This is a genomic window from Sphingomonas sp. M6A6_1c (assembly GCF_053345135.1).
Window position 1 is genome coordinate 1 of the sequence record NZ_JBKEZO010000009.1, and the last position, 14,259, is coordinate 14,259.

A 14,259-nucleotide genomic window follows, 5' to 3' on the forward strand; every position below is an offset into this window, starting at 1 on the left:
CCACCCCCATTCAGGGCTCAAAATGCGTTCGCCGCGCGAGCATCGCGCACTGGTTTCTGCAACCGCTTAAATCCATCCGGTAAAACGGGGGGCAGATCAGGAACGCACGTGGTTGTTATGAATATGACCGATGCAAATCTACTGCGAGACGCGTTTGGTTCTATGGTACTTACCCATGACGTGCTACGTAATCGCTGGGCATCCCATGCCACCTAAGCATAGTCCGCGCCTTATAAGCGACGTTACAACTTTAGTTTGTGATTAGTAGGTCGCCATTTTGAGCTCATGACCCTAAGCGGCATTGAACCGATTCAAGCGCTTAGGTATTTTACTAATGAAAACCATACTATTGCTTTTTGTAAAGCTACACAGAAACACTTTTGGAATTTTTTTCGAACGTGAATGCTGTCCAAGTAAGTGGTATGGAACGCACCGCATTGAACGCCTTGAGCTTAATGCGGCTGAGAGACAGTTGCTCCCGCGCCGAGGAGACGCACGCTATGGACCTCAATTACATGCTAAAGCGCGAGCAGTACGAGTTGCATTTGGCAACGACGTCTCAATCAATGTCTGCTCGAACGGCCCATCGCGCTTTTGCAAAGGCATACGGCCTGGCGATCGCGGCGAGCGGATTTCCCCACTCGATCAACAAGCCCGGCGGTGCGTATCATTTCGTGAACGAGGCCCGCATTGTTGAACATAGGCCACTTCAGGATTGGGAAAACGAAGGCGGCAGCTTAAGCAATCCCAAGCATAAGCCGAATTGATGCTTGGCATCTACAACAAGTGGCTAAGGATAAGACTATGACTGGAATACCCCTGATGGGGAGGGCACATCTCGACAAAGCGTACGAAGAGGGACGGCTTGCGGGGAGCGAAATGATTGTGGAGGAGCAAGACTGCCCCTTTCGCGGTCACACTGGTCCGACGTTGAGACACGCTTGGCTGCGGGTTTTTCAAGCGACGCGGGCTCCTATAGCGGCGTAAGTAGTCGCCAGATGTCCGGTAGCTTATCGCTGCTGCATCACGTTTAGCTGTTCGACATCTCGTACGCGTTTGACGTTTTAACCGAGCATGTTTCGGTACCCGATGCCAACTATATCGAAGCCTGACACAACCGAGACCAATAGTAAAAAGTGTCGACCCGTTTGCGACAGCCGGACGGTCCTTGAATCTCTGTTAGGCCAGACTTTAGTCCATATCTGCCCATCCCATCACGCCGGATATCGGACAGCGGCCATCCAGCTAGGTACTGTTGTTGGGATTAGGAGTACGGACAATGAGTAGGGAACGGATCACCAGATCGCTCCTCTGGCTGGTCGTGACGTGCTCCCCAAAGCTCTGCCGGTCATAACTGGAGTCCGGGGTTGGAATGGTGCCCCTCGGGGCGGTGTTGCACAACCCGCCTGGCAGCATCGGCGAGCGTCAGCCCGCCAACACCGCTATGCGGTCGCACGTGGTTGTTGTCGTCGCGCCAGAGCCGCAGCACCGAGCGGGCGTGACCGAGCGACACGAACAGCGTCTCGTTGAGGCACTCGTCACGCAGGCGCCCGTTGAAGCTCTCAATGTAGCCGTTCTGCTGCGGTTTGCCGGGTGCGATGTAGTGCCACTCGACAGGCCGCTCCTGCGTCCATCTGAGGATCGCCAGACTAATCAGCTCGGTTCCGTAGCACACTGGGAAGTGCTGGTTCGGGAGCCGCTATGGCCGCGATGAGGACAAGGCCGCGAAGCGGCCGCAGGCTTCATCACGGCCAGCCATGGCCGGTCAGCAGGTATCTAAAGTGAGGTTGTCGAGACAACACTTTGGAGGCCGACCGACCATGACCAAGCTCACCCCTACGCCCGCCGGCGCCGTGCTGGTAGCCATCGACATGTCCAAGAACCGGCAGGAGGTCCTTATCGAGCGACCGTAACGCGGCCGGCGCCGGCGGATGACGGTCATGGCGACGAAGGAGGACTATGACGGCTTTGCCGAGCAACTCGCGGCCATCGGCCGCCCCATCGTCGTCGGGTTCGAGGCGACGGGCAATTACCATCGCACGTTGGCACATCGGCTGCTGACGGCGGGGTTCGAGCTGCGCCTCATATCGTCGGTCGCGCTCGCCCGAACGCGCGAGGCGCTGCACAACGGCTGGGACAAGAACGACCCCAAGGACGCGCAGGTCATCCTGCACATGCTGCGGATCGGCGCGACGCAGCGCTACGTCGACCCGCTCGCCGCGGGCATCAATGACCTGCAGGAACTCTCGAAGACCCACGAGACGATCTCCAGAATGAAGACGCAGACCTGGCACCGGATCCTGACCCACTACCTGCCGATGTACTTCCCCGAGATCGCCCGCTTCGCAGGCAACAGCCGTTCCGACTGGTTCCTCGCGCTCATCGAGCGTTTTCCGACACCTGCCAGTATCACGGCGCTGGACCGCGAGGCGTTCTCGGCCGCGGCCTGGCCGCTCATTGGCCGCAAGGTCTCCAAGGCACGCCTCATCAACGACATCTACGAGACGGCGTCCGCCTCGACGGCACTGCCGGTGCCAGAGGACTCAGCCGCCATCACCATGTTCCGCATGGTCATCGCGCAGGGCCGCAGCCTCATCCACCAGCGCGACGAGATCGAGCGGCTGGCCCATGCGCGGCTCGCCGATGACGTCGACTACCAGCTGCTGCGCAACATTCCGGGCATCGGTCCGATCAACGCGCTGACCATCCTGGCCGAGGCCGGCGATCTGCGTCGCTTCAACCATCATCGCCAGTTCCTGAAGTTCTGCGGTCTCGATCTCGCAACGTGTCAGTCAGGCACGTTCCGTGGCCGCACCAAGCTGTCCAAGTACGGCAACGCGCGCCTGCGCCGCACCTTCTGGATGGCTGCCCAGGTCGCCGCGCGTCAGCGCGACAACAGCTTCCGCGACAAGCTCGGACGGTACACCGCCGGGCACGCGGACGATGCCGACCGTCGCCGCAAGGCGATGACGGCGCTCACCGCCAAGATGGCGCGCGTGGCTCACGCCGTCGTCAAGACGGGGACAGAGTACCGGCCGTTCCTCGAACGGTCGGATGCCAGGTGGAAGGACCCCTCTCTGCAAGTGCCGTGAGGGCGCTCGTCGAGCGACCCTGTAGATAATGTTCGGGCCTTCCACCTGGGTGCGTATCTCGTTTTAAGGATGGTAAGGACCACGGCCGCCCCGGCGCCGCTGGATCCTGTGTTTGCTATGGCAGGGAGCGATCCCATTGACGGTGGAAGCCATCTGGCTCAGATTGCATGCCGCGCCGATGGTTGTCGGCGCATGGATATCTGCTGGCTGAAACCCGCCGCTGCTTCCCGACATAGGACGTTGTCGCTGACAATCATCAGCGGCAGCACGGCCCCTTGCGGCACGTTCTCGCGCGCCAGCAAATATCCATTCGAGAATGCGATCAAGGATTACACGCGCCGGCAGGAGGTGCGCGAGCGCGAGTTCGCCAAGCTGGACGTGCCCGCCACAGCGACAGTCGCGGCCACCGGAACGGGAGTCGCGGTGACGGCGGGCATCCGGAAACTGGCGGACGGCTTCTATTCGATCGCGGGCGGCGCGGTCGATGCCAGCGGCAAGCTCTACTTCATCGACCGCTTTCACCACCGCATCCATGGCTGGTCGCAGGAGGAGGGATTGTCGCTGCTGACGGATACGCCGCTCGACCCGGTGAATCTGGCGGTCGGCCGCTCCGGCAACGTGATGGTGCTCTCGTCGGCAGGGACGGACGCCAGCGTGTACAGCATCGATCCCGCGCATCCCGAGCAGATCCGCACGATCACCGCCACCCCGGCGCGCAGACACAGCGACGCGGCGACGCTGCTGCCGGTCAACATCTATGCCAATGGCGAGTTCGCTGATCGGCTCGATCCCAAGACCTATGCCTTCCCGCCCCTGTCCGCATTCTTCGTGGACAAGATGGCCGACGCCAAGTCGCAGGAATATGTCTCGCCCGACGGGTCGCTGGTGCTGCCGGCGTTTCGCGTCTGGAACCAGAGCACGGCGGACAATCTCGCCTGGCGCTGGCCGGACTCGCTCGACGCTTATGGATTGGTGGCCGCGAGACAGGGTGAGCGGGTGGTCCTGACGAATTCATCGGAAAACCGGACGTACAGCGGACTGGTCGGCATCGGCGGACAATTGACCGACCTGAAAGTGGTAGCCGACCGTGGCGGCGAGAGCGTCGCGCGGGATAACGCCGGGAACCTCTACGTCGCAAACGGGCAGGTGTTCGTATACGGCGCAGACGGAGAGCAGGAGCGCCGGATCGACACCCCCGAACGGCCGTTGCAGTTGTTGATCGGGGGCAAGGGCAAGCGCACGCTGTTCATTCTTACACATCACGCGCTCTATGCCATGTCGCTTTGATCATAACGGCCTGATCAACTGATGCGTTCAGGTTGGAGATCATTGATGTAAATATCGTGATTCGTTTGAGCCTCCAAAATGAGATGGTGGATGAGCGACCTCGACTAGCCGACGGGTGATAGACACTGCGCAGTCTCGACTTCAACGGCCGAAAAAGCGTAGATCGCGGTCCCGCAGCTTACGGCGGCGTGGATCCAGAGTCGGCCGTTCGCGGCACCTTTTGAACTTCTCAAACCCTGCCATTCATCTATGACAATCGGGGGCGTCCCAATACCGCTGCGCCATGACGACCATCACGTCGCCCGACCGAATGCGAAATATCTCAAGGGCGACCAGAAGGTGACCCAGATAGCAGACTTCTGTTCCGAGCCGTGACCGAGTAGCACTACCCCTTCTTCGCGAAAGGCACTTCATGCGTCCTAACTCCGCCCTGCTCGCTTTGGTGCTCGTCGCCGGCTCTGTTGCTGCCGCTCAACCGGCATTGACGCCAGTCCTGAAAGCAGCAGTGAAGGCGTCGACGCGCTCTCCTGCCAACATCGCTCGTGATCGCTATCGCCACCCCGTCGAAACGTTGAGCTTCTTCGGCGTTAAGCCAACGGACACTGTAGTCGAGATCTGGCCGAGCGGCGGGTGGTACACCGAAATCCTCGCTCCCTATCTGTCCGCGCACGGGACGCTATATGCGGCCGGGCCGGACGACAAAGGGCTTGCTGCCGTAAAGAGTAAGCAGTCTGCCTTGCCGGCTGCGTACCGCTCCGTAAGGTTTGCGACCTTTCCAGCCGGGCCGGGCGCGACTGAGGTACCAGCCGGCACCGCCGACGTCGTCCTGACCTTTCGCAATGTACATAACTGGCGCTTCGGTGCGACCGACCAGACGCAGACCGCATTCGACCAGATGTTCGCCATGCTCAAACCCGGCGGCACCCTGGGCGTTGTCGAGCACCATCTGCCCGAGGTGTCCGGGACAATCGAGGAAGCGCGCAGCGGTTATATGAAGCGGTCGTCAGTGATTGGCTACGCAACCAAAGCCGGCTTCAAGCTTGCCAGCGAGAGCCCGATCAACGCTAATGCCAGGGACACGCACGATTACCCCAAGGGGGTTTGGACACTGCCACCGGGCTTTGCGGACGGTGATCACGATCGGACGCGTTACGCGGCCATTGGCGAGAGCGACAGGATGACCCTGAAGTTCATAAAGCCGAAGTGATCACTCAATCGGTCGCTTAGCGTTCCGGCGGAGAGAACCCAACTCCCGTCATTTGGCGAGGTTTACCGCCGCCCCTACTCCGGACGCTTGTTCAGGATCTGCTTCCACCTCGGGCCGGCCATCGTCAGGCGCGAAGCCGAGCGGATGGCGCTGCTCCGCGCAGGCGTGGTCCCGGTTATTTCAGGAGATCCAAGGATCGTGGCGGGCCAAGGCTTCACCACGGGTCGTATCCCGTTCGTCTCGGCCGAGCGGCCGCGGGCCCCAACGGCATGTTGCCCGGCCAGGGTTGCGACCGCACGCTGCTCGATCCGGCCAAGCGAGGAGCGAGTTTCTTCATCGACGATGCTGTTCACGAGCTTGGCACGGCATATCATGTCGCTGGCCGAGGTCTTGTCGTGATCGGCTCGTGCAGCCATCGCGGGATCATCAACACTGTACGGCAGGCGCAGACAGCCTCCGGCGTGGACCGTGTGCACGCGATCGTTGGCGGTTTCCACCTCGTGGCGCCGCAGACGGCCGCGCAGGCGCAAGAGACCGTTGCGCTGATGCAAGCGCTCGACCCCGATATCCTCATTCCCGGTCACTGCTCCGGCGAAACCTTCATCGCGGCAGCGCAAGCGGCGATGCCGGGGAAGGTGATCCGCTCGATTGTCGGCACCCGCTACCTGTTCGGCCGAACATGAGGAAAGATCGATGCGAGACGTCTTTGCCGCTGCCCTACTGCTTGCAACGCCTGGAGCACCCGTCCGCGCTCAGCCCGTGGCGCCGGCGCCGGCGCCGGCTCTATTGCTCGATCATGTTGGCATCCAGGTGGCGGACATCGAACGATCCGTGGCCTTTTACGCGCGGGTCCTTGGCCTACGCGAGGTTCCGGCACCGTTTCCGCGTGATGCAGCCCGCTGGTTCGCGCTCGGCGGCGGCCGGATGCTGCATATCGTCGCCCACGGCACGCCGGGCGCTCCACACAACCGTTGGGATCATTACGCACTGGCCTGTGCAGATCTCGACGCGATGGTCATGCGACTAGACGAACTCCACGTCGCGTGGAAGGACATGGACGGCCACCATACGATCCAGACCCGACCGGATCGCATACGCCAGATTTTTGTGCGTGATCCCGACGGCTACGTCATCGAGATCAACGACGCGCATCCCACCGTGTAAGATTGACCCACATCCCGACATTCACCGCGCCATTGCCGCTTCCACAAACCGGACGCTTGTTCAGTTGTGGACCCGCTTGACATTCGACGAGCCAATTGACCGGATCAGGCAAGAGGTGCCTCAGACTTGTCCCTCACCGCTTCTCTAACGGGAACTTCGTGAGCGCGCGGAGTCTGAGGATCCTCGATCAGGCAATACGATCTGCCGCTTCTGCCCGGGAGGATTGACGACGCTGGTTGCGGGAGTACTCCTGCTACCAAAATAGGGGGATGGAGGTGAAACAGTGGTTCGGTATGGTAGCGCTCACGCTTGGTTGTGCGTTGGCTGCGATCCCCGCCGTGGCGACCGACACCCCCGGCTCCAATCCGATCATCCGCGATACATTTATCGCCGATCCGGCACCCCTCGTTGTGGGCAACACGCTTTACCTCTACGTCGATCACGACGAGGCCAAGGACGGCGAGATGTTCAATATGAGCGAGTGGCTAGTCTACTCGACGACGGACATGAAGCATTGGACTCCTTACCCTTCGATCCTGAAGATCATTGATCTTAAGTGGGCAAAGAAGGATGCGTGGGCACCGCAGGCTATCGCCAAGAATGGGAAATTCTATCTGTACGTGCCCGCCGAGCATGACGACACCCACCCAGGCAAGGCGATCGGCGTTGCGGTATCAGAAAGGCCGACAGGCCCCTTCAAGGACGCGCGCGGATCAGCGCTGATCACCAACGAGATGACGCCCAAGGGCAAGCATAGCTGGGAAGACATCGATCCCACCGTGCTGACCGACACTGACGGCACAACTTGGATCGCTTGGGGCAACCGCGAATGCTACATCGCCAAACTGAAGCCGAACATGATCGAGCTCGATGGACCAATCCGGGAGATTACCCCGCCTTTCTACGTAGAAGGCCCGTGGTTGCACCGGCGTGGTAACCTCTATTACCTTACCTATGCCTCTATGGACCCAGCAGCGAAGCCGGGGGCCAAACCCGGGGACGAACACGTGTCCTACGCAACGGCGCCGGCAATCACCGGCCCGTGGACGTTCCGTGGCGAGCTGACCGGACCGGCGAAGAATAGCTTCACCATCCATCCCGGCATCGCCGAGTTCAAAGGCAACTGGTATCTGTTCCTGCACAATGCTGCGCTGACGATCGGCGCTCAGAAGGGCGCACTCGGACGTCGCGCGGTCACCGTAGAACATCTCTACTACAATCCTGATGGCACGATGAAACCGGTTGTCCAGACCGAAGCCGGGGTGTCTACCCCGCAGCTCAAGCGTCAGCGGTGAGATGTTGCGCCTCTTGCTCGCTGCACGTCGACCGTCCCGGGTTAGGTATGCAAATGGAAAGTCTAAGATGCCGCGATCTGGTTTGACCTTGCTTTGCGCCCTGGCCGCGATGTCGGTACCGGCCGCAGGCGCGCCACCGCGCCCTACGGCCGCGCGGGCCGCCTCGGATCGCACGTGGGTCGCGGCGTGGGGGTATGTCGTCTCGCCACCACCGCCCGGTCAGCAGCCCGCCCCTTTCACGCCTTCCACTGGAACGGTCGTTCCGCTTGGTCCTGCTTCGGCACCGGCCAGGCCGCCCACCCCGCCTCGGCTGATCGACAACCCGGGCCAAATGGCGGTCGACACCGGCACTGGCGATCTCGTTAACGCGACCATCCGGCAGGTGGTCCGCGTCTCCGCAGCAGGAAGCGCCGTTCGTCTACGGTTGTCGAACGAAGGCGGCGTAGACGCCCTTGCAATTGGAGCGATGCACGTCGGGCTTGCGGGGCCGGACGGATCGGTTCTGCCCGGGACCGATCACATCGTCACCTTCGCCGGTCTGCCTAGCACCAATATCCCGGCCGGGGCGCCATTGCTAAGCGATCCTATCACGCTCCCCGTAAAGGCACTCGATAAGCTCGCCGTCTCGCTCTACGCCCCGGGTCGGCTGCCGGTCCGTAACGTGCGAGCGCTGTGGCAGTATGTCGGGGGCCCGAGCGGCGACAGCGGCGCAATGCCGGTGCTGCCTCAGGTCCGCCTGGTGAACGCACCGGTCATCCTCACGCAAGTCGAGGTCGCACCGATTCAGCCGACGAGTGTAGTCGTCGCACTCGGCGACTCGATCACTGAAGGCTACGGCTCAACCAACAATGCCTTCCGCGGCTGGACCGATCGGCTAGCCGAGCGATTGGCGGCGCGGCAGGGCAAACAACGCTGGGCGGTGGTGAGTGCGGGGATCGGCGGCAATCGCCTGCTCGGCTACGGTGCAGGTCCGAATGCACTCGCACGGTTCGATCGCGACGTGCTGAGCGTGCCAGGTGTGAAGGCCGTCATCTTGCTTGAGGGCATCAACGATATTGGACGCAGCTTCAGCCCCCGCGGACCAAGCGATCCGGTAACGGCGGACGCCCTGATCGCGGCGGACAAGCAGATCATCGAGCGGGCGCACGAGCACGGCATCCGCGTAATCGGCGCTACGCTCACCCCGTACAAGAACGCTGGTTATGCCAGCGAGCAAGGCGAAGCGGTACGACAGGCGCTCAATGGCTGGATCCGAGGTTCGGGTGCCTTTGATGGCGTAATTGATTTTGCGTCTTCGGTCGCTGACAAGACCGATCCGTTAAAGATCGACTCTGCGTTCAACGACGGTGACAAGCTCCACCCGAACGATGCGGGCTATAAAGCCATGGCAGACGCGGTTGACCTGCTAGTTATTACCGGGATGTGAGCGGCTCGCCAGTATCAGAGTCTCTATCCTCTTACCGCCGTCCAAATATGGGGCGTTAAGTGCTTTCTCCCCAGCTAAGGTCGGCGGGGCCTCGGTCGCCACGACCCAGATGCGGCCATTCGCGCTGCTATTTGCGTTCCCAACTTCCGCCATTCGTTCATGTCGGCAAATGCCGGTTTCAGGCATGCAAATTCGGCAGCTGAATGGTGCGACCTAGTGGAGTCGCGGCGCGGCCATCCCTCTCTGTTGACATGTTCCGGCAGACAAAGGAGCAAAACGGCTCGGACACCGCTCCATAACCGGCACGCGCACCGCCGCCCCTGCCCGACAAGGAAGAGACGATGGCGGACTCCGCTGTGGCCGAGATCAGCTTCGGCCGTGTTGCGCCTGGCATCTGTGTCCGCGACATTCAGGCCGCGCAGCATTTTTACGCGCGCGTGCTGGGCTTCCGGAAGGTGTTTGAAAACGGTGATCCGGTCGGCTTCATGGTAATGAAAAAGGATCGCGCCGAAGTCCATTTGAGCCAAAAGCCAGACCACAAAGCCTCACCCGTCAATGTCATGCATATGTTCGTCAGCGACGTGGCGGCGCTCTATGCCATCTGTGAGGCTGAAGGCGTGCGGATCATAAAGGGTCTTGCCGACAAGGCTTACGGACAACGTGCCTTCGTTTTCGCTGACCCGGATGGCAATCGGATCGATGTAGGCGAACGACGCACCTGACCCTGCTCACCGCCTAAGGGCCGCCTCCGGGCGGCTCTTACGAGGATCACGAGACTGGTATTGGGCGGCAGCCGCTCGGCCGCTTTGAGGCGAATGAGACCCACATCCGGCCGCTCAGAGACTACGAGGCGCCGCCCGAAACCGGCCACTCGTTCAGCATCACCGACGGCCGATCAACCACATTTCCGAACCGTGGGTTTACCGCGCCTGGGTACGCTCGATTGGCCGGTCCGTCCCGATGGAGATGATCGATGGGGGCAGTCGTCGATGGACCCCGCCTTTCACGAACTTCGACCCTGGAACGAGGGCCGGCTTATCGGTGCGAAGCGGGCGCTGAAACAGCAACAGGTCTGGGCCATTCGCTTCTGGCTCGACCAGCATAGACGATTGCGCGACAGAGCGCTGTTCGACTTCGCCATCGACAGCAAGCTGCGCGGCTGTGATGTGGTCAAGGTGCAGATCGGCGATGTAGTTTCCGGCGGGCGCGTCCGTGACCGCGCCGTTGTGATCCAGCAGAAAACCAAACGTCCGGTCCAGTTCGAGCTGATGGATACGGCACGAAAGACGATGCGGGCATGGTTGGAGCGACGCGGCGGGACACTGAACGACTTCGTCTTTCCGAGCCGAAACGACTACATGGCTCACATGAGCACGCGGCAATATGCCCGCCTCGTGCACGAGTGGGTGGTCGGCATCGGCCTTCCGGCTCAGGATTACGGGACGCACTCGCTTCGGCGCACGAAAGCATCGATCATCTACAAGGCGACTGGCAATCTCCGCGCGGTTCAGATCCTTCCCGGCCATGCCAAGATCGACAGCACGGTCCGCTGCTTGGGCGTTGACGTGGAGGACGCTTTGGAACTGGCCGAACGCACCGAGGTCTGATCCGACCCATTTCCAGACATTCAAACCTCTGCCCCCGCCTACCAACTTTGGAAACGTTCACGCCTGATGAACTGCCTTTAGCGCTTGTTTTTCACCGCGGACGCCTTGAGGCAAGTGGGCTTGCAAGCATTGCCTTTAGTGATGCGGTCGCCTCAAAACAAACTGCTTGAGAAGTGCGCGCGGAGACAGGTGGATCATCCTTTTGTGCGTATAGACCCAGGCAAGATCGATGCAGCAACGGTTGGATACGCATGAGCCTAGCAAACCACCGCTTTGAACTACCTTATAGATGTTCTTGCTGCATCGACGGCTATCGAGCGGCGGACAGACACCAACTCATCATCAAGCTTAGAATTTAGCTCCGACACGAATGTAGGCCTGCCGGCCGTAAGGATCGCCAAGCGTCGACAGATATCCAGTGTACAAGGCTGCCGCAGGGGCTTTGTTGAACGCATTGATCATGCCAAGCGTAAGTTCATATTGCTTGTCAGAGCCAAAACGCAGCCCGTATTGTACGTCGAACACCGACCAAGCGCCGACCTTCGCGACCGTCGGCGCGCCGACGATCTGCTGATAGTCGTCGATCACGCTCGACACGTAGCGCCAGGTTCCTGAGATGAAATGGTCGCCGAGCGATACGTCTACGGCGGCAAGATTACGCCAGCGCGGCGCGGCCGCCGCAGTCAGCGGAGACGTCTGGTAGTTGTTGCGATGGCCGACCCCGTCATAGACGATCGTACCGGTATCGACATCATAGGTCGCGAGATAGCTCAAATTGTCGCGCAGCGTGATTTGCGCCGGGCCGATGTCGATCCGGTAATTGGCTGCCACGTCGATGCCGGACGTTCCCGTGCCGCTGGGCGCATTGTAGGACGAGATGACGACCGACTGCGCGACACCGTTCGCATCGCGAATGACGTTGGGGCCGTCCGGGGCGGCATTGATGACCGCCTGTGCGTTCTGCAACTGGATCTGGTTCTTGTACTTGTAATGCCAATAGTCGACCGACAAGCTGAGATGATCGATCGGCAGCAGCGTCGCACCGACGTTGAAGACATCGGCCTTCTGCGGTTGCAAGGCGGGATTGCCGTATTGCTGGACCGAGCGGAATGTCGTCGTGCCGTCGCGCGGATCAATGATATTGACAACGTTGTTGGAGATCAGCGTCGCCGCCGAATTGGCGATCGCCGGCGCCTGGAATGCCTTGCTCGCCGACCCTCGCAGCGACAGTTGCGGCAGCACTCGCCAGTTCACCGCAAGCTTGGGTGCGGTGGTCTTAAAATTCCCGTAGTCCTCGTAGCGCGCCGCAGCGTTGAGGTTGAGACCGTCGACGATCTCGTAATTCGCTTCGGCGAACACGCTCTTCACCTCGCGGTTGAACGCGGTGTTGCGATACGGCCCGAGGAAGCCGCCGAACCCGCTCAGCAGCAGGTCGGAATAGCTGCTCGATTGCTTTTCCTTGCGATATTGTGCGCCGACCGCGACGTCGAGCGAATGGCCGGCGATCTGCGCCAGCGAGCCGTTCACCACCGCCTCGCCGATCAGATACTCGATCTTGGTGAGGGTGGTGACGTTACTTTGCAGGTTGAAGATCAGCGACGGGTCCATCTTGGCAACGTCGGCGGTGAACGGGCTGAAATACAGGCAGTTGCCCACGCCGGGCTGGCTGCCGGCGCCTGGGCCGCTGTAGCGAATGTTGCAGTTCGGGCCGCCATAGCCGTTGAGCGCCGCCTGGAAGAGGTTCATGTCCGTGTCGCGGTCGGTCGAGGTGATATCCGCGCCCGAATAGGTGGCATTGGCGGTGTATTTCCAGCCGCCGCCAATATTGCCGCGCGCGCCGACGACGATCTGCCGCTGGTCGACCTTGTCCTGGATCAACCGATAGTCATAGCCGGGAAAGCCCTGCGACCCGATGGCGCGCCCGGTGAACGCCACGTCGACGCCGAATGGATTGTAGGGATTGCTCGCCGGCACGATCGGTGGCCGCGCGCCGACGCGGTTTTGAGCGTAGGACGGCACGCTGCGGCGGTTGGAATCTTGATGATAGAAACCGATCTCGGCGAACAGCGTCTGTCCGGGTGCAACCTCGAACGTCGTGTCATTGTGGGCGAGGTAGCTTTTCGCCTCCGGGCGGATCGGGTTCTGCGCCTGGAAGCTGAACTGGCACGAGCCCAGCCCGAAGCCCGGGCTGTTCGCCGACGGGACGTAGCGGCTCTGGCTCGCCGCCGAGCCGCAGTTGGGATCGACGACGGTCAGCGTTCCCGCAGTCGACCGGAAGCGGTCGTAAAGCGTCGAATAATTATTGCCGTTGATGACGACGTCGCCGCCCGCCGCGGTCCGGGGACGCGAGTAGAACGTGAACGCGCCGGGATTGGCACCGGCACCCGATGAGGGGTTGAAGAAGTTGGTAACCGCGCGCTGGCTGTTCTGCAGCCCGTCCTGGTAGCGATAGGCGACGGAGGTCACGGTGTGGAACCGGTCGTTGCCGACACCCCACATCGCCTGCACCGTCGTCGCCGGCGAGTCGGCGATATGAGTATATTGCGCGGAAAGCTTTAGGCCTTTGAAGCGCGTGTTGGTAATGACGTTGAACACGCCGGCCACGGCATCGGCACCATAGGTCGACGAGGCGCCGTCGAGCACCGTCTCCACCCTCTCGATCGCAATCTCGGGCGTCAGGCTGTTGAGGTTGACGAAGCCGTCAGCCGGCACGACGCGCCGGCCATTGAGCAGCACCAGCGTCGCGCCCGCGCCGAGGCCGCGCAGATTGGCGGATCGCGTATCCCGCGAATCCGCGCCGCCGCCCTTGGCGAGATCCTGGATGCCGCCGGCGCTGCCGACGTTCTGCGGAATGAAGCGGGTGATGTCGCCGAGGGAGGGGACGCCGGTTTTGGCAAGGCTTGCGGAATCGATCGTCAGGATCGGCGAGGCGCGATCCTCCTGCCGCACGTTGCGCAGATAGGAGCCGGTGACGACGATATCGGGGGCGGGCGGCTCATCCTGCGCGGCAGCGGGCTCAGCGGCCGGTGGAGGAGCGGTCGGCGCGACCTGCGCCGCCGCCGCGGTCGCCAGCATCGTCGCCAGCGTGCCGATCGAAAGGCCGCCGAGCAGACGGCGCGAACCTACGGATGCGAGTCGAATGGTCACCGGATTATCCCCTTCCTGGTCGCCGTCGTACCGG

The 14,259-nt window shown here is 61.5% G+C and carries 10 protein-coding genes and 2 pseudogenes; 10 read left to right on the top strand and 2 right to left on the bottom strand.

The window, feature by feature from the left end:
* Nucleotides 1-422: 422 nt before the first annotated feature.
* On the top strand, nucleotides 423-767 hold the full coding sequence (locus ACLBWH_RS17985; RefSeq protein ID WP_447800229.1) for a hypothetical protein: 345 nt from the start codon (nucleotides 423-425) through the stop codon (nucleotides 765-767).
* A gap of 581 nt (nucleotides 768-1,348) precedes the next feature.
* Here ACLBWH_RS17985 and ACLBWH_RS17990 read toward each other — a convergent pair.
* Nucleotides 1,349-1,666: pseudogene (locus ACLBWH_RS17990) on the bottom strand (integrase core domain-containing protein); the annotation flags it as partial.
* Between the two features lie 154 nt (nucleotides 1,667-1,820).
* Here ACLBWH_RS17990 and ACLBWH_RS17995 point away from each other — a divergent pair.
* The 9 genes and pseudogenes from ACLBWH_RS17995 (at nucleotide 1,821) to ACLBWH_RS18035 (ending at nucleotide 11,078) form a co-directional block, all read left to right on the top strand.
* Nucleotides 1,821-3,117 (top strand): annotated as a pseudogene (locus ACLBWH_RS17995) (IS110 family transposase).
* 167 nt (nucleotides 3,118-3,284) lie between these two features.
* The gene (locus ACLBWH_RS18000; protein ID WP_447800230.1) at nucleotides 3,285-4,379 is read left to right on the top strand and encodes an SMP-30/gluconolactonase/LRE family protein; all 1,095 of its coding nucleotides are present in this window, start codon (nucleotides 3,285-3,287) and stop codon (nucleotides 4,377-4,379) included.
* Nucleotides 4,380-4,791: 412 nt separating this feature from the next.
* The gene (locus ACLBWH_RS18005; RefSeq protein ID WP_447800231.1) at nucleotides 4,792-5,586 is read left to right on the top strand and encodes a class I SAM-dependent methyltransferase; all 795 of its coding nucleotides are present in this window, start codon (nucleotides 4,792-4,794) and stop codon (nucleotides 5,584-5,586) included.
* 269 nt (nucleotides 5,587-5,855) lie between these two features.
* Nucleotides 5,856-6,269 carry a hypothetical protein gene (locus ACLBWH_RS18010; protein WP_447800233.1) on the top strand — a complete coding sequence of 138 codons (414 nt, stop codon included), beginning with the start codon at nucleotides 5,856-5,858 and terminating at the stop codon, nucleotides 6,267-6,269.
* Between the two features lie 10 nt (nucleotides 6,270-6,279).
* The gene (locus tag ACLBWH_RS18015; RefSeq protein ID WP_447800234.1) at nucleotides 6,280-6,750 is read left to right on the top strand and encodes a VOC family protein; all 471 of its coding nucleotides are present in this window, start codon (nucleotides 6,280-6,282) and stop codon (nucleotides 6,748-6,750) included.
* 275 nt (nucleotides 6,751-7,025) lie between these two features.
* On the top strand, nucleotides 7,026-8,045 hold the full coding sequence (locus tag ACLBWH_RS18020; RefSeq protein WP_447800235.1) for a glycoside hydrolase family 43 protein: 1,020 nt from the start codon (nucleotides 7,026-7,028) through the stop codon (nucleotides 8,043-8,045).
* A gap of 331 nt (nucleotides 8,046-8,376) precedes the next feature.
* On the top strand, nucleotides 8,377-9,471 hold the full coding sequence (locus ACLBWH_RS18025; RefSeq protein ID WP_447800236.1) for an SGNH/GDSL hydrolase family protein: 1,095 nt from the start codon (nucleotides 8,377-8,379) through the stop codon (nucleotides 9,469-9,471).
* A gap of 341 nt (nucleotides 9,472-9,812) precedes the next feature.
* Nucleotides 9,813-10,193: a VOC family protein gene (locus ACLBWH_RS18030; protein ID WP_447800238.1), complete on the top strand. Its 381-nt coding sequence runs from the start codon at nucleotides 9,813-9,815 to the stop codon at nucleotides 10,191-10,193.
* A 267-nt stretch (nucleotides 10,194-10,460) separates the two neighbouring features.
* Nucleotides 10,461-11,078, top strand: coding sequence for a tyrosine-type recombinase/integrase (locus ACLBWH_RS18035; protein ID WP_447800240.1), 618 nt, complete (start codon nucleotides 10,461-10,463; stop codon nucleotides 11,076-11,078).
* A gap of 348 nt (nucleotides 11,079-11,426) precedes the next feature.
* Here ACLBWH_RS18035 and ACLBWH_RS18040 read toward each other — a convergent pair whose 3' ends face one another.
* Nucleotides 11,427-14,225 carry a TonB-dependent receptor domain-containing protein gene (locus tag ACLBWH_RS18040; RefSeq protein WP_447800242.1) on the bottom strand — a complete coding sequence of 933 codons (2,799 nt, stop codon included), beginning with the start codon at nucleotides 14,223-14,225 and terminating at the stop codon, nucleotides 11,427-11,429.
* Between the last annotated feature and the right edge of the window lie 34 nt (nucleotides 14,226-14,259).

Excerpts from the sequence above, each read along its gene's own strand:
- ACLBWH_RS17985 (WP_447800229.1), top strand. The coding sequence starts at position 423 with ATGGAACGCACCGCATTGAACGCCTTGAGCTTAATGCGGCTGAGAGAC.
- ACLBWH_RS18000 (WP_447800230.1), top strand. The coding sequence starts at position 3,285 with ATGGATATCTGCTGGCTGAAACCCGCCGCTGCTTCCCGACATAGGACG.
- ACLBWH_RS18005 (WP_447800231.1), top strand. The coding sequence starts at position 4,792 with ATGCGTCCTAACTCCGCCCTGCTCGCTTTGGTGCTCGTCGCCGGCTCT.
- ACLBWH_RS18010 (WP_447800233.1), top strand. The coding sequence starts at position 5,856 with ATGTTGCCCGGCCAGGGTTGCGACCGCACGCTGCTCGATCCGGCCAAG.
- ACLBWH_RS18015 (WP_447800234.1), top strand. The coding sequence starts at position 6,280 with ATGCGAGACGTCTTTGCCGCTGCCCTACTGCTTGCAACGCCTGGAGCA.
- ACLBWH_RS18025 (WP_447800236.1), top strand. The coding sequence starts at position 8,377 with ATGGCGGTCGACACCGGCACTGGCGATCTCGTTAACGCGACCATCCGG.
- ACLBWH_RS18030 (WP_447800238.1), top strand. The coding sequence starts at position 9,813 with ATGGCGGACTCCGCTGTGGCCGAGATCAGCTTCGGCCGTGTTGCGCCT.
- ACLBWH_RS18035 (WP_447800240.1), top strand. The coding sequence starts at position 10,461 with ATGGACCCCGCCTTTCACGAACTTCGACCCTGGAACGAGGGCCGGCTT.